Annotated in this window: 16 protein-coding genes; 3 read left to right on the top strand and 13 right to left on the bottom strand. The window is 61.9% G+C overall.

What is annotated here, in order from left to right; translation table 11 throughout:
* Complete coding sequence (locus tag AC3ISG_RS19470; protein WP_489297739.1) at positions 1-3,078, top strand: efflux RND transporter permease subunit; 3,078 nt, start codon at positions 1-3, stop codon at positions 3,076-3,078.
* 199 nt (positions 3,079-3,277) lie between these two features.
* Here the strand turns inward: AC3ISG_RS19470 and AC3ISG_RS19465 are convergent, their stop codons facing one another.
* The 7 genes from AC3ISG_RS19465 to AC3ISG_RS19435 all read right to left on the bottom strand — a co-directional run bounded on the left by AC3ISG_RS19465 (position 3,278) and on the right by AC3ISG_RS19435 (position 12,138).
* The gene (locus AC3ISG_RS19465) at positions 3,278-3,967 is read right to left on the bottom strand and encodes a DUF4197 domain-containing protein (protein WP_122537348.1); all 690 of its coding nucleotides are present in this window, start codon (positions 3,965-3,967) and stop codon (positions 3,278-3,280) included.
* A 39-nt stretch (positions 3,968-4,006) separates the two neighbouring features.
* Positions 4,007-4,405 carry a YbaY family lipoprotein gene (locus AC3ISG_RS19460; RefSeq protein WP_489297738.1) on the bottom strand — a complete coding sequence of 133 codons (399 nt, stop codon included), beginning with the start codon at positions 4,403-4,405 and terminating at the stop codon, positions 4,007-4,009.
* Positions 4,406-4,453: 48 nt separating this feature from the next.
* Entirely contained in the window at positions 4,454-6,946 is a 2,493-nt protein-coding gene (gene plsB, locus AC3ISG_RS19455; protein ID WP_489297737.1) for a glycerol-3-phosphate 1-O-acyltransferase PlsB, read from the bottom strand.
* Positions 6,947-7,043: 97 nt separating this feature from the next.
* Positions 7,044-7,421, bottom strand: a complete 378-nt coding sequence (locus AC3ISG_RS19450; protein WP_122537351.1) for a hypothetical protein — start codon at positions 7,419-7,421, stop codon at positions 7,044-7,046.
* Between the two features lie 65 nt (positions 7,422-7,486).
* Positions 7,487-8,296, bottom strand: a complete 810-nt coding sequence (locus AC3ISG_RS19445) for a putative RNA methyltransferase (protein WP_489297736.1) — start codon at positions 8,294-8,296, stop codon at positions 7,487-7,489.
* The gene (gene dapE, locus AC3ISG_RS19440) at positions 8,296-9,447 is read right to left on the bottom strand and encodes a succinyl-diaminopimelate desuccinylase (protein WP_489297735.1); all 1,152 of its coding nucleotides are present in this window, start codon (positions 9,445-9,447) and stop codon (positions 8,296-8,298) included. The genes AC3ISG_RS19445 and dapE overlap by 1 nt, the downstream gene beginning before the upstream one ends.
* Positions 9,448-9,549: 102 nt before the next feature.
* A complete protein-coding gene (locus AC3ISG_RS19435) occupies positions 9,550-12,138 on the bottom strand; it encodes a glycosyltransferase family 2 protein (protein ID WP_122622952.1) in 2,589 nt (862 codons plus the stop codon).
* A gap of 233 nt (positions 12,139-12,371) precedes the next feature.
* On the opposite strand from AC3ISG_RS19435, the gene tcdA reads away from it, so the two are divergent.
* The gene (gene tcdA, locus AC3ISG_RS19430) at positions 12,372-13,190 is read left to right on the top strand and encodes a tRNA cyclic N6-threonylcarbamoyladenosine(37) synthase TcdA (RefSeq protein ID WP_122537355.1); all 819 of its coding nucleotides are present in this window, start codon (positions 12,372-12,374) and stop codon (positions 13,188-13,190) included.
* A 368-nt stretch (positions 13,191-13,558) separates the two neighbouring features.
* On the opposite strand, the gene AC3ISG_RS19425 is transcribed toward tcdA, so the two are convergent.
* From AC3ISG_RS19425 to AC3ISG_RS19410, 4 genes are all read right to left on the bottom strand, one after another.
* Positions 13,559-13,963, bottom strand: a complete 405-nt coding sequence (locus AC3ISG_RS19425; RefSeq protein WP_489297734.1) for a SufE family protein — start codon at positions 13,961-13,963, stop codon at positions 13,559-13,561.
* The gene (locus AC3ISG_RS19420; protein ID WP_489297733.1) at positions 13,960-15,165 is read right to left on the bottom strand and encodes an aminotransferase class V-fold PLP-dependent enzyme; all 1,206 of its coding nucleotides are present in this window, start codon (positions 15,163-15,165) and stop codon (positions 13,960-13,962) included. The genes AC3ISG_RS19425 and AC3ISG_RS19420 overlap by 4 nt, the downstream gene beginning before the upstream one ends.
* 65 nt (positions 15,166-15,230) lie before the next feature.
* Positions 15,231-16,265 (bottom strand): 2,3,4,5-tetrahydropyridine-2,6-dicarboxylate N-succinyltransferase, encoded by a 1,035-nt coding sequence (gene dapD, locus AC3ISG_RS19415; RefSeq protein WP_489297732.1) that lies wholly within the window; start codon positions 16,263-16,265, stop codon positions 15,231-15,233.
* Between the two features lie 31 nt (positions 16,266-16,296).
* Positions 16,297-16,659: an ArsC family reductase gene (locus tag AC3ISG_RS19410; protein ID WP_122537359.1), complete on the bottom strand. Its 363-nt coding sequence runs from the start codon at positions 16,657-16,659 to the stop codon at positions 16,297-16,299.
* Between the two features lie 253 nt (positions 16,660-16,912).
* On the opposite strand from AC3ISG_RS19410, the gene AC3ISG_RS19405 reads away from it, so the two are divergent.
* Entirely contained in the window at positions 16,913-18,559 is a 1,647-nt protein-coding gene (locus AC3ISG_RS19405; protein WP_205484594.1) for a Na+/H+ antiporter, read from the top strand.
* A gap of 30 nt (positions 18,560-18,589) precedes the next feature.
* Here AC3ISG_RS19405 and dapC read toward each other — a convergent pair whose 3' ends face one another.
* Together dapC and AC3ISG_RS19395 are read right to left on the bottom strand one after the other, a co-directional pair.
* On the bottom strand, positions 18,590-19,786 hold the full coding sequence (gene dapC, locus AC3ISG_RS19400) for a succinyldiaminopimelate transaminase (protein WP_489297731.1): 1,197 nt from the start codon (positions 19,784-19,786) through the stop codon (positions 18,590-18,592).
* A 96-nt stretch (positions 19,787-19,882) separates the two neighbouring features.
* The gene (locus AC3ISG_RS19395; protein ID WP_489297730.1) at positions 19,883-22,582 is read right to left on the bottom strand and encodes a [protein-PII] uridylyltransferase; all 2,700 of its coding nucleotides are present in this window, start codon (positions 22,580-22,582) and stop codon (positions 19,883-19,885) included.
* Positions 22,583-22,601 lie beyond the last annotated feature (19 nt).

Genomic DNA, 22,601 nt, shown 5'->3' with positions numbered 1-22,601 from the left:
ATGCGTTTCAATCTTTCCGAATGGGCCCTGCGTAATCGGCAGATGGTCCTGTATCTCATGATCCTGCTGGCCGCAGTCGGTGCGCTGTCCTACACCAAACTGGGCCAGAGTGAGGACCCGCCCTTCACCTTCAAAGCCATGGTCATTCGTACGCTCTGGCCGGGCGCGAGTGCCGAAGAAGTGTCGCGACAAGTCACCGACCGCATCGAGAAGAAGCTGATGGAAACCGGCGATTACGAGCGCATTGTCTCGTTCTCGCGGCCCGGTGAATCTCAGGTCACGTTTGTCGCCCGAGACTCATTGGTTTCCGCGCGGCTGCCGGAACTCTGGTATCAGATCCGCAAGAAGATCAGCGACATCCGTCAGAACCTTCCGGCCGGCGTGCAGGGCCCGTTCTTCAACGATGAATTCGGCACCACGTTCGGCAATATCTATGCGCTGACGGGGGAGGGGTTCGACTACGCGGTGCTCAAGGATTACGCCGACCGCATCCAGATCCAGCTGCAGCGGGTCAAGGACGTCGGCAAGGTCGAGTTGCTCGGTCTGCAGGACGAGAAAATCTGGATCGAACTCTCCAACGTCAAACTCGCCACCCTCGGCCTGCCGATGCAATCGGTGCAGCAAGCGCTGGAAGCGCAGAACGCCGTGGTGGCGGCGAGCTTTTTCGAGACACCCAGCGAGCGCGTTCAGCTGCGCGTGACCGGGCGTTTTCAAACCGTCGACGAGATCCGCAGCTTCCCGATTCGCGTGGGTGATCGCACGTTCCGCATCAGTGATCTGGCCGATGTGCGCCGTGGCTTCAACGATCCGCCCGCGCCGCAAATGCGTTTCATGGGTCAGGACGCCATCGGGCTCGCCGTCGCCATGAAAGACGGCGGCGACATTCTGGTGCTCGGCCGCGCGCTGGAGACGGAGTTCGCGCGCTTACAGAACAACCTTCCTGCCGGCATGCAGCTGCGCAAAGTCTCGGACCAGCCAGCGGCGGTGAAGACCAGCGTTGGCGAGTTCGTTCAGGTGCTCGCCGAGGCTTTGGGCATTGTGCTGCTGGTGAGCTTTTTCTCGCTGGGCGTGCGCACCGGGATGGTGGTGGCACTGGCGATTCCGCTGGTGCTGGCGATGACATTCGCCTGCATGTATTACCTGGGCATCGGCCTGCACAAGATATCCCTCGGCGCATTGGTGCTGGCGTTGGGCTTGTTGGTGGACGACGCAATCATCGCCGTGGAAATGATGGCGATCAAAATGGAGCAGGGTTACGACCGGCTGAAGGCCGCCAGCTTCGCCTGGACCAGCACCGCGTTCCCGATGCTTACCGGCACGCTGATCACCGCAGCAGGTTTCCTGCCCATCGCCACCGCGCAGTCGAGCACCGGCGAGTACACTCGCTCGATCTTTCAGGTGGTGACCATTGCGCTGATCGCCTCGTGGATTGCTGCCGTGGTGTTCGTGCCGTATCTGGGCGCGCGCCTGTTGCCGGACCTGGCAAAACTCCATGCCGCCAAACATGGCGTCGGTGCCCACGCGCCGGATCCTTACGGCACGCCGTTCTACCGACGTGTTCGCGCGCTGGTGGGCTGGTGTGTGCGCCGCCGCAAAACGGTCATCGTGCTGACTATTGCGCTGTTTGCCCTGTCGATTTTCATGTTCCGCTTCGTGCCTCAACAGTTCTTCCCGGCGTCGGGCCGGCTGGAGTTGATGGTCGACTTGAAGCTTGCTGAAGGGGCCTCGCTGACCAGCACCGCCGAGCAGGTCAAGCGGCTGGAAGCGATGATCAAGGACCACGCCGGCGTCGACAATTACGTGGCCTATGTCGGCACCGGTTCTCCGCGGTTTTACCTGCCCCTGGATCAGCAATTGCCCGCGGCCAGTTTTGCCCAGTTCGTTGTGCTCGCGAAAACCATCGAAGACCGCGAGGCGCTGCGCACCTGGTTGATCCAGACGCTGGATGAGCAATTCCCGATGCTGCGGCCCCGCGTCACCCGCCTGGAAAACGGCCCGCCCGTGGGCTATCCGGTGCAGTTTCGCGTCACCGGCGAGCACATCGACGAGGTGCGCGCGCTGGCTCGCAAGGTGGCGGCGAAGGTCCGGGAAAACCCCCATGTGGTCAATGTGCATCTGGACTGGGAAGAGCCGAGCAAGGTCGTCTACCTGAATGTCGATCAGGATCGGGCCAGGGCGCTGGGCGTAACCACTGCCGACCTGTCGCGCTTTCTGCAAAGCCAGTTGACCGGGTCGAGCGTGAGCCAGTACCGCGAGGACGACGAGTTGATCGAAATCCTGCTGCGCGGCACGGAGCAGGAGCGCCATGAACTGGGCAGCCTCGCCAGCCTGTCGGTGCCGACCAGCAACGGCAGCAGTGTCGCGCTTTCCCAAGTGGCGACCCTGGAATACGGTTTTGAGGAGGGCATCATCTGGCACCGCAACCGGCTGCCGAACGTGACGGTGCGCGCTGACATCTACGGCAAGGAGCAACCGGCAACGCTGGTCAAACAGATTCTGCCGACGCTGGAAGACGTGCGCGCCGAGTTGCCCGACGGTTACCTGCTGGAGGTGGGCGGCACGGTGGAAGATTCGGCCCGCGGGCAGAACTCGGTGAACGCCGGTGTGCCGCTGTTCATCGTGGTGGTACTGACCTTGCTGATGATTCAGCTGCGCAGTTTCTCCCGCACGTTCATGGTGTTTCTGACCGCGCCCCTGGGGCTGATTGGGGTAACGCTGTTTCTGCTGCTGTTCAACCAGCCGTTCGGCTTTGTGGCGATGCTGGGCACCATCGCGCTGTCGGGGATGATCATGCGTAACTCGGTGATTCTGGTCGACCAGATCGAGCAGGACATCGCGGCGGGTCTCGACCGCTGGCAGGCGATCATCGAAGCGACGGTGCGGCGCTTCCGGCCCATCGTGCTCACCGCGCTGGCGGCGGTGCTGGCGATGATTCCGCTGTCACGCAGCGTGTTTTTCGGGCCCATGGCCGTCGCCATTATGGGCGGCCTGATCGTCGCCACCGCACTCACCCTGCTGTTTCTGCCCGCACTGTATGCGGCGTGGTTCAGGGTGAAAAAGGATGAGCGATTGCCTTGAGCGAGATGGCGCCTGCACGCTGAACAAACTGTGGGAGCGAGCTTGCTCGCGAATGGGCAGGTGCGGCCGCTGAATATTCAGTGGCTGAAATGCCGTCTTCGTGAGCAAGCTCACTCCCACATTGACTGGGTCAGTTGCGGATAGCGCCGCACTACTGACAGGGGCTAGAACCGATCACCGACCCGCATGACGGCGCGCGTTACAGCGCGCCGAACACCTTCTTCGCCAGGCCGGTCGCCGCCGCTGCCGGGTTGGCGCGGATGGTTTCCTCCTGCTTGGCGATCATTTCGAACAGGCCGTTCAACGCCTTCTCGGTGACGTAGCCTTCGATGTTCGAGCTCTTCGCGTCCAGCACGCCCAGGGTCGCGGCCTGTCCGGCGAAGGCGTTGTATTTCTGCGCCAGGCCGACTTTGTCAGTGGCCTGTTTGATGATGGGCAGGAATTTGGCGCGGATCTGTTCGCGGCTGGAGGTGCTCAGGTACTGGGTGGCCGAGTCCTTGCCGCCGCCGAGGATGGCCTTGGCGTCCGACACGCTCATTTTTTTCACGGCATCGACCAGCAACGTCTGCGCCTGTGGCATCGCTGCTTCTGCCGCCTGGTTCATGCTGGTTTCCAGCTGATCGACCTGCGCGCCCATGCCGAACTGCTTCATCTTCTTGGCGACCTTGCCCAGGTTGCCGGGCAGTTCGATGCGCACGTCCTTGTTGTTGCTGAACCCGCCCGGCACGCCCAGTTGCTTGACGGCGACCTGCGCGCTTTGGGTCAGGGCATCCTTCAGCCCGCCGGTGGCGTCCGATTGAGACAGATCATTGAGCGACAGCGCGAAGGCACTGGCCGACAACAGCAGCCCGGCGCACACGCCAGTGAACGATAGAGAGCGACGCAACATGGTTAATGTCCTTTTCAGCGGTCTGTGATGCACGGCCGATCAACGGGCCGGGCTCAAACGAATTTTGACAGGCGGTTTTTCGTCCAGCGTCAGGTCCACCGTGTAGCGCTCGGTGCTGATCATCAGCAGCTTGCCATCCACTTCGATGCGCGCGCTGACCGAGTAGGTGTGCCCCGGCTGGACCTGCTTCTGATCGTAGGTCAGGTGAAACGGCAGCGGCACCTGGCCTTTGATCGGGCCGTTCTGGCTGGCGAGGAGCTGCGCGGGCGCGTCGGCCAGCGTCACGTCCTGCAGCGTAACCTTAAGCGTAGCGGTAGGCGGAAGCGCCATGCGCTGCAGGTAAAACACCTCGCCATCCACCGAGCCCGGCAGGTTGTCCGGCCCATGGGCGCACGCGGCGAGCACGGTGGTCATGAGGGTGAGCAGGATGTGTTTCATGTGAATGTCCTTGTCATGTGAAACGTTAGGCAGGGCGTGCGTCGTCGCTTAGGCGATCGGCGCAGCCCCGACGACTTCATCACTGCGGTGCAACGCCACCTGGCGAATCGACAGCCTGATTTCCGCTGGCAGTACGCGTTTGGCGGCGCCTTCCGCCAGATCCCCCAACATATCGTGATAGCTCAGTTTGTCGGCGGCGTCGGTGCGCAAGACGCCCTGATCCAGCAGCGTCTGGATGAAATGCCGGAACAGACTCTTGTCGAAGAACTCCGGCGCGTTCAGGCCGTGCAGGATCGATAACCGCTGGGCCATCGTCGTGCATAACTCCTCAAGCCCCTCGGCAGTGAGCGTGTGTTGACCGCTGTTGAGCAGCAGCGAGATCGCCATGTAGAAACGCTGCAGGGTCTGGGCAATCGCCCGCGACAGCACCGTCAGCAGCACAAAAGCCCGCGAGCTTGGTGCCGGGCGCAGGTAGACGCCGTTCTCGAATCGCAACAAGCCCTGCTCAACAAATGCCGCCAGCCACTGATCGATGACCTCATCCAGATCGTCCAGCGACCAGCGGATGAACAGCTCCGATTGCAGGTACGGATACAGCGCCCGGGTATACCGCAGAATCTGCTCGCGGCTCATGCGCGACGAGCTTTGGAAAAAGCAGGCCAGCAACGAAGGCAGCGCGAAAATATGCAGCACGTTATTGCGGTAGTAGGTCATCAGGACGGCATTTTGCTCGTCCAGGTACAGAATCTTGCCCAGCGCATCGCTGAGTTCCGAGAGCAGATTCATGCCCTTGACGTGCTCGATCAACGCCCGGCCATCGCCGTCCGGCAGCGTGGTATGGGGCGAGTAGGGCACGGTGCGCAGTAGCGTCAGGTACAGATCGAGCACCCGCGCCAGGGCCTGATCGTCCAGCGCGTGTTTGGCCGTCGACAGCAACGCCAGTGCCACCAGATTCACCGGGTTGATGGCCGCCGCTTCGTTCAGGTGGCGGGCGACGCGTTCGCCCAGACGGTGTGTGGTCTCGTTGAGCCAGGCCGGTTTGAACACCGGGCCCAGTTCCTGAGTGCGCCAGTCCGGCTGCTCATGGTCGAGAAACTCGGTCAGCTTGATCGGCTCACCGAAATTGACCGAGACCTGCCCGAAGCGCTGCTTTAGCGCGCCGACGACTTTGAAAATGTCGAAGATCGACTCTTTCTTCTTCGCTGCACCGCGCAGCTCGCCCAGGTAGGTCCGGCCTTCCAGCACCCGTTCGTAGCCGATGTACACCGGCACGAACACGATGGGCATGCGCGAATTGCGCAGGAAACTGCGCAGGGTGATCGCCAGCATCCCGGTCTTCGGCTGCAACATGCGCCCGGTCCGCGAACGTCCGCCTTCGACGAAGTACTCCACCGGAAAACCTTTGGTGAACAGGGTGTGCAGGTATTCGTTGAACACCGCGGTGTACAGCGGATTGCCCTTGAACGTGCGGCGCATGAAAAACGCGCCGCCGCGCCGCAGCAGGCCACCGATCACCGGCATGTTGAGGTTGATGCCCGCCGCGATATGCGGCGGGGTCAGGCCGTTGCGAAACAGCAGGTACGACAGCAACAGATAGTCGATGTGACTGCGGTGGCACGGCACATAAATGATCTCATTGCCCTGGGCGACGTTCTGCACGCCCTCCAGGTGACTGACCTTGATGCCGTCGTAAATCTTGTTCCAGAACCAGCTCAGCACCACTTCCAGAAAACGGATGGCGGTGTAGGTGTAGTCCGAGGCGATTTCGTTGCCGTAATGCAGCGCTTTGTCCCGGGCCTTGGCTTCGGTGATTTTCTCCCGGGCGGCCTCGTCGAGAATGGCCTGCCTGACCAGCGGATCCGCCACCAGCCCTTTGACCAGATGGCGACGGTGGGAGAGGTCCGGTCCGATCACGGAGGTCTTCAAGTTGCGGAAATGCACCCGCAGCAGGCGTTGAGCCATGCGCACCGTGCGCTCGTAACCCTTGTTCTGATCGACCAGCTCACGCAGATGAACCGGCGCCGAGAACTGCACGCGGGTTTTGCGGCCCAGGATCAGAATGGTCACAAAGCGACGCAGACGCCCGGTCACCTTCCAGCTATCGGCAAACAGCAGTTTCCACGGGCTGTCTTCCTTGTCCGGGGACTGGCCCCAGAAGACGCTGACCGGAATGACTTGCGCGTCTTCGGTGGCGTTTTGCGTGACCGCGCTGACCAGGCGTTCAAGGGTCGGTGGTGCGCCGCGTTTGTCGTGGCGTCCCAGCCAGTCAGGCTCGGGCGTCAGGTAGAAAAACGCGGCCGGCTCGGTCAGATTGCCCAAGGCGACGGAAAGTACGGGGCGCGGCAGACCGGCCTTGCGGCACTCGGTGTCGAGGACGGCGAGGTCGCTCATTGAAGGGTTTTGCAGCGCATAAAAAACCGGGCGGCTGCGGTCGAGATTGAGGGTGAAGGACGACTGGTTGATCGTCTCCGAGCGCACCCACAGGTAAAGCAGGCGGCGCACGGTGCCGAATACAAGACGGCGAAACGGGGAACGGGTCATAGAGTTCTGCTGAGAGGGGCGACGCCCGCGAGGCCGCCAGTTTGCCGCATCTGGCGGGGATGGGCAAAGCGGCGGGGGCGCCCGTCAGGATGATGTATCAGGACGTATGCCAGGTGATTTCTTCTTCACCATCCACGCTGATACGGATCCATTGATCGGCCTCGGCGTCACTCTCTTCTTCGACCCACGTCCCCGGCGCGCAACGCACTTCGACTTTCAACGCAGCGAAGGCGGCGCGGGCGCAGGCGATGTCGTCTTCCCACGGGGTTTTGTCGCTGTCCAGGCACAGGCTGTTCCACTTGCCGACGGCCTTGGGAATCCAGGTCACGGGCACGTCGCCCGCCTGGCATTTCCACGTCTGGCCTTTCTGTGCCCATTCGGTGCAAGGGCCGATGGCTTGAGTCAGCCAGGCGGTGATTGCCTTATGGTCGACGTCAGCGTCTTTCAGGTAAATCTCGATATCGGGTTGGCGCATGGATGCCTCTTGGTTGTGCTGGAAAATCCACTCGCGGATTCAGTCTGTTCGGGTGCTTCAAGCCGTCAGTTCAGGACGAAATAATCGTAGCGCATGGACACCGTGACCTCGAATGGCTCGGCCTGCTCGATCACGTTGGCGCGGCGCTCGGCACTGGCGCGCCAGCCGTGGGGCGTCATGGCCAGCAGGTTGGCGCGGGCCTGGCCGTCCGCCAGTGTCAGGGTGAAGCGCAGGGTTTCGCTGTGCTGCAGGCTCATGCCTTCCGGCACCAGCGCCAAGTGCTTGTCATCGCTGTAATCGCGGACTTCGTCGTACAGGCGCTGACGCAATTCCATCAGGTGATCGTTGGACGGTCCTACACGCATCAGGCCGCCGCCCGGCGAAAGCAGACGCTTGGCCTCGGCCCAGTCCAGCGGGCTGAACACGCTGGCGATGAACTGCATGCTCGCATCCGGCAGCGGCACGCGCGCCATGCTGGCGATCAACCAGGTGATCTTGGGGTCGCGTTTGCAGGCGCGCTTCACCGCTTCGCGGGAGATGTCCAGCGCATAGCCGTCAGCGTTGGGCAGACCCTGGGCGATTTGCGCGGTGTAGTAACCCTCGCCGCAACCGATGTCGAGCCAGTGCGACGGCGCGCGCTCGGCAGCCAGTTCGGCGAGACGCCTGGCGACTGGCGCGTAATGCCCGGCGTTGAGAAAGTCGCGCCGCGCCTCGACCATCGCCTGATTGTCGCCAGGGTCGCGGCTGTTTTTGTGCTGCACGGGCAGCAGGTTCAAGTAACCCTGACGGGCGCGGTCGAAGCGGTGCCCGGCGGGGCACACGACGCCGTTATCCGCTGAATCGAGCGGGGCGGAGCAGATCGGGCAGGTCAGCATCAGGCGAGCAACTTGACCAGGGTCTGGTAGTAGATCTCGGTCAGCACGTCGAGATCGCTGGCGAGGATGCGTTCGTTGACTTGATGGATCGTCGCATTGACCGGCCCCAGTTCGACCACTTGGGTGCCGAGGGTGGCGATGAAGCGACCGTCCGAGGTGCCGCCGCTGGTCGACGCACGGGTGTCGCGGCCGGTGACGTGTTTGATGCTCGCCGACACTGCGTCCAGCAATGCGCCCGGTTCGGTGAGGAACGGCAGGCCGGACAGCGCCCATTCCACGTGCCAGTCCAGATCGTGTTTGTCGAGAATGTCGGCGACGCGTTGCTTGAGGCCTTCGACGGTGGATTCGGTGGAGAAACGGAAATTGAACACGGCCACCAGATCCCCCGGGATCACGTTGGTGGCGCCGGTGCCGGAATTCAGGTTGGAGATCTGGAAGCTGGTCGGCGGGAAGAAATCATTGCCGTTGTCCCAGTGCTCGGCGGCCAGCTCAGCCAGCGCCGGTGCTGCCAGATGAATGGGGTTCTTCGCCAGATGCGGGTAGGCGACGTGGCCCTGAATGCCTTTGACGGTGAGGGTTGCCCCCAGCGAGCCGCGACGGCCGTTCTTGACCACATCGCCTACCAGCGTTGTGCTCGACGGTTCGCCAACGATGCACCAGTCGAGACGTTCCTTGCGCGCCGCCAGACGCTCGACCACCGCTTTGGTGCCGTGGTGCGCCGGGCCTTCTTCGTCACTGGTGATCAGGTAGGCCACTTTGCCCTTGTGGTTCGGGTGATCGGCGACGAAACGCTCGGTGGCGACAATCATGGACGCCAGGCTGCCTTTCATGTCCGCCGCGCCACGGCCGCAGAGCATGCCGTCTTTGTCGATCAGCGCGCTGAACGGATCATTTTGCCAGGCCTGAACCGGGCCGGTCGGCACCACATCGGTGTGACCGGCGAAGCACAACACCGGACCGTCCTGACTGCCGTGGGTGGCCCAGAAGTTGTCCACGTCCTGAATGCGCATCGGCTCCAGGGCAAAACCGGCATCGCTCAGGCGTTTCATCATCACGGTCTGGCAATCAGCGTCCAGTGGTGTGACGGATGGGCGACGGATCAGGTCGCAGGCGAGTTGCAGCGTGGGCGAGAGGTCGGCTGGGGCTGTCATGAAAGGTCCGAGATATTGAGTGAAGGCAAGGCGTAAACCGGCGAATAGCTTAAAGCAAAACGGCGACCCGAAGGCCGCCGTTTAGTACAGCGCCCCATTGTTTCAGGCGGTAGCGGGTTCGTCTGCCGGTTTCGGTTTCGGCAGCGACGACAGAAACGCCATGATCAACGCCGCCAGATACGGCAGCGATTGCACCAGCAGCATGATGACCCAGAAGCGCATGTCGTTGCTCGGCAGACCCTGCACCAGACAGATCCCCAATGCAGCGCCCCACAGCATCAGCATGATGAACAGCTCTTCGCGGGCCTCGGAGATCGCCACCAGCAAGCCATGGCTTTCGGCGTTTTTCGGGGTGCGGAAGAACGGGATGCTGGTGGTGAAGAACCCGTACAGCACCGCCTTGGCGATGGTGTGGGACAGCGCCAGCCCCGCGAGCGCTGCGTAGAACGCGTCCGTGAGGTTCACGCCCACGGCGCGACGGTACAGGAAGATGATCTTGCCGACCTTGAAGAAGAACAGCGCCAACGGCGGAATCGCGAAAATCAGCAGCGGCGGGTCGACCCGGTTGGGCACGATGATCATCGCCGACGACCAGAGCAAGGCGCCAACCGTGAAGAAAATGTTCATCCCATCGGCCACCCACGGCAGCCAGCCCGCGAGGAAGTGATAACGCTGGCCGCGGGTCAGCTCGGTGTCTTTGCCGCGCAGCAGGCTGGCGGCGTGACGCTTGATGATCTGAATCGCGCCATAGGCCCAGCGGAATCGTTGCTTCTTGAAGTCGATGAAGGTGTCGGGCATCAGGCCCTTGCCGAAGCTGTTATGGGCATAGGCTGCCGAATAGCCTTTTTCGAACACGCGCAGGCCCAGCTCGGCGTCTTCACAGATGCACCAGTCTGCCCAGCCCAGTTCTTCCAGAACCGAGCGACGGGTCATGGTCATGGTGCCGTGCTGAATGATCGCATCGCGGTCGTTGCGGGTGACCATGCCGATGTAGAAGAAGCCTTTGTATTCCGAGTAGCAGAGCTTCTTGAACGCACTTTCGTGCTGGTCGCGGTAGTCCTGCGGCGACTGCACCACAGCGATTTTCGGATCGGCAAAGTGCGGAACCATGTGCTTGAGCCAGTTGCGGTCGACGCAGTAGTCCGAGTCGATCACCGCAATCACTTCGGCGTCCGGCGCGGTGTGCGGGATCAGGTAGTTCAGGGCGCCGCCCTTGAAGCCGGCCAGCGGCGCGACGTGGAAAAACTTGAAGCGCGGCCCGAGCATTTCGCAGTGGGCCTTGACCGGCTCCCACACCGCGGGGTCCTTGGTGTTGTTGTCGATCAGCAACACTTCGAAATCCGGGTAATCCAGCGCGGCCAGTGCATTGAGGGTCTGTTTGACCATCTCCGGGGGCTCGTTGTAGCAGGGCACGTGGATCGACACTTTCGGTCTGTAGGCCGAATCCCCTTCGACGGGCAGGAATTCGCGGCGGCGCTTGTGCGTCCATACCGCTTCGGCCAGTTCGTGGGCCTCGGTCAGCAACACGATAAAGACGCCGAATGCGCCGAGCGCCAGTAAAAATCCTACGAGCAGACTGAACCAGGTGCTGTATTGCTGGCTGTAGTCGTAGCCGATCCAGACCAGAACCGAGCCGCAGAGGAAGGCGATAAAGGTCAGGAATGTCCGGCCACGCTGACGCAGCGCCGAGCCATCAATCAGCAGCAAGGCCAGGGCAAGCATCGCCAACACCGCCGAACCGATCGCCAATACACGCCATTGCGGGATCGCAACCACCGGGCCTTCGAAGTTGAATTTCTGCTGGCGAGCGGCGTTGTACACGCCCCAGTACGCGCCGACCGAGCCTTCGTCGCTGGCTTTCCACGGCTGGTCGAAGGCCTCGATCACGAAGTAGTTGAAGCCCTGACGGTTGAGCTTGTTGACCAGCGTGCGCAGGTAAACCGCTTGATCCGCCTGGGTGGCGTCCGCACCGCCGCGCATGTGGCCGTTGCTCGGCCAGCCGACTTCAGAGAGCAGCAGCGGCTTTTTCGGGAACATGCGTTTCAGTTCGCGGGCACGATCAAGCACGTACTGACCGGCTTTATCCATCGGGATGTATTCCCAGTACGGCAGGATGTGCGCGGCGATCAGGTCAACGTGTTTGGCCAGTTCCGGGTACTTCTCCCAGATATGCCATTGCTCCGACGTGGTCACCGGGACTTTCACGGCCGCGCGCACGCGGTCGAGGGCGGCCATCAGGTCCTTGGGTTTGATCTCTTCGCGATATAGCGCTTCGTTGCCCACCACCACGCGAACCACGCTGCGGGTCGTGTTCGCCAGCTCGATCGCCGTGGTGATTTCGCGCTCGTTGCGCTCCAGGTCCGGGCTGATCCAGATGCCGAGGGTCACCCGCAGGCCGAACTCTTCGGCCAGCTTGGGGATGTCCTTGAGCGTGCCGTCCACTGAATAGATACGGATGTTGTCCGTCTGCTTGCTCATCAGCTCCAGGTCCTGACGCATTTCTTCGTCGGATGGGTAGGAATCTTTCTGTGGATTCTGTCCGAGGCGGAAAGGCGAATAGGAGAAGCCGGAGATCTGTTCAGGCCAGTTGGGGGCGGTGACGGGGCGGTTGATCAGCGCCCAGAAGCCGGTGAACAGCGCAGCAATCGCCACGACGACAACGAGGTTGAGTCCAAATTTACGCGATGACATAGGTGCTTCAGGTTCCAAGAGGGGAACGGGGAGGAGTGACAGGGTACAGCGGGCCGAAACTTTGGCAACCGACACGTGTTGAAGTTCTGTTCGGCCGGGGCTGTAGGCCGTTACCTGTTCTGTGTTCGGCAGGCGGGGAAAGAGGTGACTTTCAGACCAAACGCCTGCCACTCAGCGCTTTGCGAATCGCCGTCAGGGCCTATAATGCGCGCCGGTTTTTTGGGGTATTGGTCATGAGTACAGAAGATCCGCGTTTCGCTGGCGTTGCCCGCCTGTACGGCATTGAGGGCCTGGAACGCCTGCGCGCGGCCCACGTGGCGGTGGTCGGCATTGGCGGTGTGGGTTCCTGGGCAGCGGAAGCCATGGCGCGCTGTGGCGTAGGCGAAATATCCCTGTTTGATCTGGACGACGTCTGTGTCAGCAACAGCAACCGCCAGTTGCACGCCCTGAGCAGCACCGTTGGCCGCGCCAAGGTCGAGGTCATGGCCGACCGTCTGCGGGAGATTAATCCCGATTGCGTCGTTCATGCCGTCGCCGACTTCGTCACCCGCGAGACCATGGCCGAATACATCACGCCGGACATCGACTGCGTGCTCGATTGCATCGACAGCGTCAACGCCAAGGCCGCGCTGATCGCCTGGTGCAAACGCCGCAAGATCCAGATCATCACCACCGGTGGCGCGGGCGGGCAGATCGACCCGACCCTGATTCAGGTCTGCGATCTCAACCGGACATTCAACGATCCGCTGGCGTCCAAAGTGCGTTCGACCCTGCGCCGCGATTACGGCTTTTCTCGCACCGTCACCCGCCACTACAGCGTGCCGTGCGTGTTCTCCACCGAGCAACTGCGCTACCCCAAGCCGGACGGCAGCATCTGCCTGCAGAAAAGCTTCGTCGGCGATGGCGTGAAGCTGGACTGCGCGGGCGGGTTTGGCGCGGTGATGATGGTCACTGCCACTTTCGGGATGGTCGCCGCGACCAAGGCCGTGGACAAAATCGTCGCCGGCGTGCGACGGCCGTCGGAGCGAGCCAAGGCGCAGCCGGCGGCTTGAAGGTCGAGGCGTGGGAGCAATCTTGCTGACGCCTCCTTTGTGAACAGCCGCCGATAGTCCTGCAAATCAACGACCTGTTGGAGCGAGCTTGCTCGCGAAGAGGGCGGTACATCCGCTATATATCCAGCAGTTGAACGGCCCTTTCGTGAGCAAGCTCACTCCCACAGGTTTTGTGTACGCCGAAGATTCCAAAGTGTTGCTCGGGACCCCTTGTGGGAGCGAGCTTGCTCGCGAATAAGGTCTTGCATTCCCTGAATTTTAGGCGGCTGTAAGCAGTATTCGCGAGCAAGGTGGAGCGCCACCCCGGTCGCTCCCACAGGTCTCATGTTTGCTGCGCAACAGCGCGGCGCCTGGACGACGGGGAATCTCTACCGTGCGAGCTGCCGCATCTTCTGCAACACCGCATTCAGCCCGTTGCTGCGGGATGCCGACAGCTGACGGCTCAATCCCAGCTGCGTGAACCACTCAACCAGATCCACTTCCTGCAGTGCTTGCGACGACAGGCCATTGACCCGGGTCAGCAGCAACGCCACCAGACCCCGAATCAACCGCGCGTCACTGGCGGCGCGGAACTGCCAATGACCGTCGACCACGGCGCCCATCAGCCAGACCTTGCTCTCGCAGCCGTCCACCAGACGCTCGTCGGTCTTATCTTCATCGCTCATGGGTGGCAGGCGGTCACCCCATTGCATCAACAGCCGCGCCCGCTGCTCCCAGCTCAATGACCCGTTAAAGGTTTCCAGCGCGGTGTGCGCCTCGATCGGCAGGCTCATCGCAACACCTCCAATGCCTGATCCAGAGCGCTGAAAAGCCGCTCCAGGTCCTCGGAATTGTTGTACAGCCCCAGCGACACCCGAATCGCGCCAGAGAGGCCCAAGCCACTGATCAACGGAATGGCGCAGTGGTGACCGGCGCGAACGGCAACCCCTTGCTCGGTCAGCAGGTGCGCAAGATCGGCATTGTGTACGCCCTCGACCACGAAACTCACCAGTGCTACATGGGGATCGCCCAGCACCTGCACACCGTCGCGCAGCATCAACCCGGCGCGCAACCGCTCATGCAGGCACGCTTCGTATTCGGCGACGGCGGACTGATTGAGACCGTTGAGGTAATCAAGCGTGGCGCCGAGGCCGATCACCGCGCTGATGGGCGGCGTGCCCGCCTCGAAACCCAGCGGCGCCGGGCGAAAGGTTGCGGTCTGGTAACCGGTCTGCAGGACCATCTCGCCGCCGAACTGCCAATGCTGCAACTGCGCCAGCGCCTGATGTCGGCCGAACAGCACGCCCACGCCATCCGGGCCATAGAGCTTATGGCTGGAAAACACATAGAAATCGCAGCCGATGTCCTGCACATCGTGTCGGCCATGGACGACGCCCTGGGCGCCATCAACCACCGTCAGCGCGCCTTGTGCCTGGGCCAGCGCAACGAGTTGCCGGACCGGCTGCCAAGTGCCGAGCACGTTGGACAACTGACTGACCGCCAGCAAGCGGGTGCGTGAAGTGATCAGTTCGGCGGCGGCCTCAACATCAATCACGCCGGCCTCAGTGACGGGGAGCACCACCAGTTTCAGGTCGCGACGCAGGGCCAGTTGCTGCCAGGGCAACAGATTGGCGTGATGCTCCAGCGCGCTGATGACAATCTCGTCGCCGGCCTGAAACACATGCTCCAGGCCATAGGCGAGCAAGTTGAAGGCGGATGTGGCGCCGTGGGTGAACACGATCTGCCCGGACGCTCCGGCATTCAGCCATTCGCCGGCCTTGCGCCGCGTGTCCTCAAAGGCCTGGGTCGCCATGGCGCCCGGCAGGTGCTGAGCGCGATGCACATTCGCTGCGCCGTTGGCGTAGTAATGCACCGTGGCGTCGATCAGGGCGTGGGGCTTTTGTGCGGTGGCGGCGCTGTCCAGGTAGGTCTGGCCTTGCCGTTGCAGGGCGTCAATGGCCGGAAAGTCAGCGCGCCAGGGAGAAATGAGGGGCATATCAGTCACGCTCTTTGGGGCGGGTTCGGCGTCCCGTGGGACACCGAACCCGCACGCAGCATCGATCAGTTGTGAGCGTGCAGCGCTTCGTTCAGCTCGATGGCCGACTTGTGGGATTTGCACTCCACCGCGCCGGTCTGCGAGTTACGACGGAACAGCAGGTCCGGTTGACCGGCCAGTTCTCGGGCCTTCACAACCTTGACCAGCTCGTTCTTGTCATCCAGCAGCGCCACTTTGGTGCCCGCAGTGACGTAGAGACCGGCTTCAACGGTGTTGCGATCGCCCAACGGAATGCCGATGCCGGCGTTCGCGCCGATCAGGCAGCCTTCGCCGACCTTGATCACCATGTTGCCGCCGCCCGAGAGCGTGCCCATGGTCGAGCAGCCGCCACCCAGGTCCGAACCCTTGCCGACGAACACGCCAGCCGACACGCGACCTTCGATCATGCCCGGGCCTTCGGTGCCGCCGTTGAAGTTGACGAAACCTTCGTGCATCACGGTGGTGCCTTCGCCGATGTAGGCGCCCAGACGCACGCGCGCGGTGTCAGCGATGCGCACACCGGCCGGCACGACGTAGTCGGTCATTTTCGGGAATTTGTCCACCGAGAAGACTTCCAGAAACTGGCCTTTCAGGCGGGCTTCCAGCTGACGCTCGGCCAGCTCGCCCAGATCGATGGCGCCCTGGCTGGTCCACGCGACGTTCGGCAGCAGCGGGAACACGCCGGCCAGGCTCAAGCCGTGGGGCTTGACCAGTCGATGGGAGAGCAAATGCAGTTTGAGGTAAGCCTCGGGGGTGGAGGTCAGCGCGGCGTCTTCGGCCAGCAGCGTGGCGACCAGCGGGTTGTGGCTCTCGGCCAGCCGGGTCAGCAGCGCGGCCTGGGCGTCGTCGATGCCTTTGAGGGCATTGGCCAGACGCGAGGACAGATCAGTGTTGAATGCGATGGCCTGATTGCCACCGGTGTAGCCCAGGATCGGTGCGACCGCGGCGACGATTTCAGCCGACGGGTTGAGCAGTGGCAGGGCGTAGAAAACTTCCAGCCAGGTGCCTTGACGGTTTTGTGTGCCAACGCCAAAGGCCAGGCTGAACAGAGAAGTGGTCATGCAGATACCTCGTTATTTAGGGCTATCTCAATCAGGCGATAGCCGCAGCGTACAGTTCGGGTTTGAAGCCAATCAGGGTTTTGTCGCCAAGATCCAGCACCGGGCGCTTGATCATCGACGGCTGAGCGAGCATCAGCTCAATGGCCTTTACCTGATCGAGGTCGGCTTTCTGCGCCTCGTCCAGTTTGCGAAAGGTCGTGCCGGCGCGGTTGAGTACCGTCTGCCAGCCATGCTCGTTGCACCAACGGGTCAGGTGGTCGCGGTCGATGCCTTGGGTCTTGTAGTCGTGGAAATCGTAATTCACCGATTTTTCATCGAGCCAGGTGCGCGCCTTCTTCATCGTGTCGCACGCCTTGATCCCAAACAGGTGCAACGTGTGGGTTTCCTTGGCCATCGGCCTGCTCCTTTCGGGACGGTTGAAAAAAACGGTGGAGGATTATGCCACGTACACGCAGGGTAAGCGCGGCGGGCCGACGCTTTGTCCATTCGACGCCGTGTTGCCCGCCATGAATGCTGGCGACGACGGCCTGCCGCTGCAGATTTATCAGAACGCCATGACCTTTCCAGCCGTAAATATGGGCACTTTGCCGGACGCATCCGGTCTGTTGCCGATGTCAGTCATGAGTCAACGCTTGGGGAAACACGCAATGCAAACAGCCTATACCGTCCTTATCTTGTTGACGCTGGTAGGTGTCTCGCGATTGCTGGCCCGGGTGATTCCGCTGCCGCTGCCGCTGGTGCAAATCGCTGCGGGTGCCTTGCTCGCCTGGCCGACGCTGGGCTTGCACGTGGCACTCGACCCTGAGCTGTTCCTGTTTCTGTTCCTGCCGCCGCTGCTGTTTTCAGATGGCTGGCGGATGCCCAAACGCGACCTCTGGCGCTACCGCGGCGCCATTCTGACCCTCGCGGTCGGGCTGGTGATTTTCACCGTGATCGGCGCCGGCTACTTCATCCACTGGCTGCTGCCTTCCATTCCCTTGCCTGTCGCCTTTGCGTTGGCAGCGGTGCTGTCCCCGACCGACGCCGTGGCGGTCTCGGCCATCGCCCAGGACCGGCTGCCTGCGCCGATCATGCGCATGCTTCAGGGCGAAGCGTTGATGAATGACGCAACCGGCCTGGTGACCTTCAAGTTTGCCCTCGCAGCCGCCATCACCGGGGTGTTTTCCCTGACCGATGCCAGCCTGAACTTTGTGCTGGTGGCTTGTGGCGGTCTTGCCGTTGGCGTTGCGCTCAGCTGGATGGTGGGGCGTCTGCGAAGCTGGATGATCACACGAGGCTGGGATGATCCGGCGACCCACGTTGTCTTCATGTTGCTGCTGCCGTTCGCCGCTTACGTCCTTGCCGAGCGGCTTGAACTGTCCGGAATTCTCTCGGCGGTGGCGGCGGGGATGATGCAAAGCTGGGTCGATCTGCTGCCCCGTCAGACCACCACCCGACTGCTCAATCGCAGCGTGTGGACCCTGTTGGAATTTGCATTCAACGGGCTGATCTTCCTGCTGCTCGGCTTGCAGCTGCCTGACATTATCACCGCCGTTACCCACCATGAAGCCACCCTGTGGCCGACCTTGTTGTGGCGTTGCCTGGATGTGCTGGCGATCTTCGTTGTGCTGGCGGTGTTGCGTTACATCTGGGTGCAAAGCGTCTGGCGGCTGATGATCCAGATTCGGCGCTGGCGCGGCAGGGGCGACGGCACGCTGGATCTGTCGACACGTTCGTCATTGCTGCTGACCGTGGGCGGGGTGCGCGGTGCCGTCACACTGGCAGGTACATTGTCGGTGCCGATGCTGATCAGTGCGGGCGTCGACTTTCCCGAGCGTGACTTGCTGATTTTCATTGCTGCCGGGGTAATCCTGCTGTCGCTGGTGTCGGCGAGCATCGGTTTGCCACTGCTGCTGCGTGGGCAGGTCAATGAACCGGACATGCGCATGAAGCGCGAAGTGAGGGACGCCTGGAAGCGTACGGCCCAGGCGGCAATCAAGACACTGGAAAACGAAGCGATCCCGGCGGCCACGGATTCACCCGAGGCCGCGCAGGCTGTGCTCGCGATAGAAGTAAAAGCGCGGATCATGTCCGAATACCGCCAGCGTCTGGATATCTTCAACGACACCGCCGAAGCCCAGGCCCTGGCATTCCAGATGGACCAACTGGAGAAACGCATGCGCCTCAACGCCCTGCGTGCCCAGCGTCTGGAACTGTACAACCTGCACCGTCACCACCAGATTGGCGATGACGTGCTGCGCCTGGTGCTGGCGGAACTCGATCTTAATGAAGCCAATCTGGGGCTGGCGCACTGAGGCCAATAGCCAGCCTCAGTCGGCGGGATGTCAGCGGCTCGTCACAAACTCGCGAATACGCTGCGCGGCTTCGATGCACTCGGCCAGCGGTGCAACCAGTGCCATGCGCACGCGGCCGGCGCCGGGGTTGAAGCCGTCGACATCGCGGGACAGGTATGACCCCGGCACCACGGTCACGTGCTCGGCGACGAACAGATCACGGCAGAACTTCGCATCGTCAGTCCCGACGTTGGGCCACAGATAGAAGCCGCCGTCAGGACGCTGTACGTCCATGACCGGGCTAAGGATTTCCAGCACGGCATCGAACTTTTCCCGGTACAGCGTGCGGTTGGCGCGCACGTGTTCTTCGTCGCCCCAGGCCGCGATGCTCGCCAGTTGCGTCTGCACCGGCATCGCGCAGCCGTGGTAAGTGCGATACAGCAGAAATGCCTTGAGAATGTCGGCATCGCCGGCGACAAAACCCGAGCGCAGTCCCGGCAGGTTCGAGCGCTTGGACAGGCTGTGGAACACCACGCAACGCTTGAAATCCTGGCGACCCAGTTCGGCGCAGGCGCTGAGCAGGCCGGCGGGCGGGGTCGCTTCGTCGAAATACAACTCGCTGTAGCACTCGTCCGCCGCGATCACAAAGTCGTGCTTGTCGGCCAGAGCGATGAGTTTCTTCAGGGTATCCAGCGGGATCAGCGCACCGGTCGGGTTGCCCGGCGAGCACAGGAACAGAATCTGGCAGCGATCCCAGATGTCGGCGCTGACGGCGTCGAAATCCGGATTGAAACCGTGCTCGGCCAGGCAGGGCAGGTAGTGCGGTGTGGCACCGGCCAGAAACGCCGCACCTTCATAGATTTGGTAGAACGGGTTAGGGCTGATCACCAGGCCGTTATCAGCGCGATTGACGACCGTCTGGGTAAACGCGAACAACGCCTCGCGGGTGCCGTTGACCGGCAGCACGTGTTTTGCTGCATCCAGCCAGCCGGCTGGCACGCTGAAACGGCGTTCGCACCAGTGGGCGATGGCTTCACGCAATGCAGGAATCCCGGCTGTGGTCGGATAGACCGCCATTTGATCGAGATTGTCGGCCAGCGCCTTGGCGACGAATTGCGGCGATTTGTGCTTGGGTTCGCCGATCGACAGGGCGATCGGACGTTTGTCCGGATTCGGTGTAACAGCACCGAGCAACGCGCGAAGTTTCTCGAAAGGGTAGGGCTGGAGCTGCTGCAGGGCGGTATTCATGTCGAATCGTTCTCAAGGCTGGGCGCCCGCACTCGTGGTCACGAGGTGGCAAGGCGCCGTTGAATCAAATCGTTAAGTCGTGCCGTCCTGGCCGGTTCAAATACTGATGCGCAATTCGCTGCCGGGCTCGGGGTTGACGCTGAGCTGCTCGACGATTTCGTCCTGAAGGCGTCGGCACAGCTGCGGATCGGACAGCGGCTGGTGGTTTTCATCGGTCAGGAAAAACACGTCTTCTACGCGCTCGCCCAGCGTGGCGATCTTGGCGTTCTGCAATGACAGATCGAACTCCAGGAAAATCTTGCCCAGTCGCGCCAGCAACCCGGGACGATCCGGCGCGCTGAGTTCCAGCACCGTGACCGGCCTTTGAGCGTCATTGGAAATCGTCACCACGGGCGCGAACGCAAAGTGCTTCAGCTGACGTGGGACACGACGTTTGATGATGGTCGGGTATTCGTCGGGGTTGCGCAGCGCATCGGTCAGTCCATCGCGAATGGCCTTGATGCGCTCCGGGTTTTCACCGATCGAACCGCCTTCGCTGTCGAGCACGATGTAGGTGTCGAGGGTGAACTGGCTGGTGGAGGTGATGACCCGGGCGTCGTGAATGTTCAGGTTCAGCTGGTCCATCGCCGCCACGGTCACGGCGAAAAAGTCGTGCTGGTCGGGTGCATAAATGAAGATCTGTGTGCCGCCTTCGAACTCGCGCTGGGTGGTTTCCTTGATCAGCACCAACGGGCCACCATCGGCCGGCTGCTGCAAAATCGCGTCGCTGTGCCACGCCACGTCGCCTGCGGTGTGACGCAGGAAATAGTCATCACCCAGTTGCGACCACAGTTGCTCGACGTCGTCGGGATCGGTGCCACTGCGCACCAGAATATCCAGGGCGGCGCTTTGCGTGCGACGGATCTGCTCCTCGCGGTCGACCGGGTTTTCCAGCCCACGCTTGAGCGCGCGCTTGGTCTCGGTGTACAGCTGGCGCAACAGGCTGGCACGCCAGGAATTCCATAACGTCGGGTTGGTCGCGTTGATGTCCGCGATGGTCAGCACGTACAGGTAGTCCAGATGCACTTCATCGCCGACGAACTGGGCGAAGTCGTGGATCACCTGCGGGTCGGACAGGTCTTTGCGCTGGGCGGTGGTCGACATCACCAGATGGTTCTGCACCAGCCAGACAATCAGTTGGGTGTCCCACTGTGGCAAGTGGTGACGGGTGCCAAACGCCTCTGCGTCGATCGCGCCCAGTTCCGAGTGATCACCGCCGCGGCCCTTGCCGATGTCGTGGTAAAGCCCGGCCAGATAAATAAGCTCGGGCTTGGGCAGTCTGGCCATGAGCTTGCTGGCGAGCGGAAATTTCTCCGACACCTGCGTGTATTGCAACTTACGCAGATGCTTGATCAGGTTCAGCGTGTGAGCGTCGACCGTATAGATGTGGAACAGGTCGTGCTGCATCTGCCCGACGATGTGGCCGAACTCCGGCAGGTACAGCCCGAGAATGCCGTAGCGGTTCATCCGCCGCAGATTGCGATGGATGCCGATCTCGCATTTGAACAGCTCGATGAACAGGCTGGTGTTGCGAATATCGTTGCGGAAATCGTCGTTGATCAGGTACAGATGCTCGCGCAGCAGCCGGATGGTGTCAGCCCGCACGCCCTTAATTTCGGGGCGCTGCGCCATCAGCACGAAGATCTCGATCATCGCGAACGGCGTGCGCTTGAACACGTTCGGATGGGTCGCCTCGATGTAGCCGTCATGCAGCTGGAAACGCGAGTTGATGGTCTCGGTGACCGTGCCGTCGTCGTCTGCGAGGATGACTTCTTCGAAGTGCTGGATGATCAGGTCGCTGAGCTGCGCGATGCTCATGACCACCCGGTAATACTTTTGCATGAAGCGTTCGATGGCCAGCTTGGCGTCGGTGTCTTCGTAGCCCAGCAGGCGCGCGATGCTGGTCTGGTAATCGAAGAGCAGACGGTCTTCGGAACGACCCGCGAGCATGTGCAACGCGTAGCGGACCTTCCAGAGAAACTCCTGGGAAGACGCCAGCAGTGCGTTTTCGCTCTCCAGCAGAAAACCCTCGTCGGCCAGGGCGTGCAGATTCAGCGTGCCGTACTGGCGACGGGCAACCCAGAGAATGGTCTGAATGTCGCGCAGCCCACCCGGCGAGCCTTTGACGTTGGGCTCAAGGTTGTACTCAGTGTCGAAATACTTGTGGTGGCGGTTCTTCTGCTCGGCGCGTTTGGCCAGGAAGAACTCCTTGCTCGGCCACATCTCGCGGGTGCTGGTGACGGCGAGCATGCGCTGACGCAGTCGCTCGGGACCGGCAATCGTGCGGCTCTCCATCAAATTCGTGATGACCGTCAGATCCGCCCGGGCTTCTGTGACGCATTCATCCACCGAACGCACGCTCTGACCGACCTCCAGGCCGATGTCCCACAGTAGTGTCAGAAAGCGTTCGATGGAATCGCGGAAAACTTCATGGTCGGCGCTGTCCAGCAGGATCAGCAGGTCGATATCGGAATAGGGGTGCAGTTCGCCGCGACCGTAGCCGCCGACCGCCAGCAAGGCGATGTCGGCGTCTTCGCTCCAATCGAACTGATCCCAGGCCTGTTGCAGGATGTTATCGACGAACCAGGCACGGTCTTCGATCAGGCGGCGGATCTCGCGGCCGGATTTGAAGCGTCCGTCCAGCACTTCACGCGCCTGACGGATGGCTTTCTTGAAGGCGGGTATGGGGCTGGCCTTCAGTGCCAGCTCGGCCTGAAACTGGCCGCGATCGAACAAATCTGGGTCCACCTGCGGCATCGAACTGCTTTCCTTCTAT

It is taken from the genome of Pseudomonas sp. GL_135, from assembly GCF_057834665.1.
The sequence above is the reverse complement of the archived record's forward strand: the minus strand, read 5'-3'. Positions and strand labels throughout refer to the sequence as shown.

What these genes read in the sequence shown, in the direction of transcription:
- AC3ISG_RS19470 (WP_489297739.1), top strand. Translation starts at nt 1, where the DNA reads ATGCGTTTCAATCTTTCCGAATGGGCCCTGCGTAATCGGCAGATGGTC.
- AC3ISG_RS19465 (WP_122537348.1), bottom strand. Translation starts at nt 3,967, where the DNA reads ATGTTGCGTCGCTCTCTATCGTTCACTGGCGTGTGCGCCGGGCTGCTG.
- AC3ISG_RS19460 (WP_489297738.1), bottom strand. Translation starts at nt 4,405, where the DNA reads ATGAAACACATCCTGCTCACCCTCATGACCACCGTGCTCGCCGCGTGC.
- plsB (WP_489297737.1), bottom strand. Translation starts at nt 6,946, where the DNA reads ATGACCCGTTCCCCGTTTCGCCGTCTTGTATTCGGCACCGTGCGCCGC.
- AC3ISG_RS19450 (WP_122537351.1), bottom strand. Translation starts at nt 7,421, where the DNA reads ATGCGCCAACCCGATATCGAGATTTACCTGAAAGACGCTGACGTCGAC.
- AC3ISG_RS19445 (WP_489297736.1), bottom strand. Translation starts at nt 8,296, where the DNA reads ATGCTGACCTGCCCGATCTGCTCCGCCCCGCTCGATTCAGCGGATAAC.
- dapE (WP_489297735.1), bottom strand. Translation starts at nt 9,447, where the DNA reads ATGACAGCCCCAGCCGACCTCTCGCCCACGCTGCAACTCGCCTGCGAC.
- AC3ISG_RS19435 (WP_122622952.1), bottom strand. Translation starts at nt 12,138, where the DNA reads ATGTCATCGCGTAAATTTGGACTCAACCTCGTTGTCGTCGTGGCGATT.
- tcdA (WP_122537355.1), top strand. Translation starts at nt 12,372, where the DNA reads ATGAGTACAGAAGATCCGCGTTTCGCTGGCGTTGCCCGCCTGTACGGC.
- AC3ISG_RS19425 (WP_489297734.1), bottom strand. Translation starts at nt 13,963, where the DNA reads ATGAGCCTGCCGATCGAGGCGCACACCGCGCTGGAAACCTTTAACGGG.
- AC3ISG_RS19420 (WP_489297733.1), bottom strand. Translation starts at nt 15,165, where the DNA reads ATGCCCCTCATTTCTCCCTGGCGCGCTGACTTTCCGGCCATTGACGCC.
- dapD (WP_489297732.1), bottom strand. Translation starts at nt 16,265, where the DNA reads ATGACCACTTCTCTGTTCAGCCTGGCCTTTGGCGTTGGCACACAAAAC.
- AC3ISG_RS19410 (WP_122537359.1), bottom strand. Translation starts at nt 16,659, where the DNA reads ATGGCCAAGGAAACCCACACGTTGCACCTGTTTGGGATCAAGGCGTGC.
- AC3ISG_RS19405 (WP_205484594.1), top strand. Translation starts at nt 16,913, where the DNA reads ATGCAAACAGCCTATACCGTCCTTATCTTGTTGACGCTGGTAGGTGTC.
- dapC (WP_489297731.1), bottom strand. Translation starts at nt 19,786, where the DNA reads ATGAATACCGCCCTGCAGCAGCTCCAGCCCTACCCTTTCGAGAAACTT.
- AC3ISG_RS19395 (WP_489297730.1), bottom strand. Translation starts at nt 22,582, where the DNA reads ATGCCGCAGGTGGACCCAGATTTGTTCGATCGCGGCCAGTTTCAGGCC.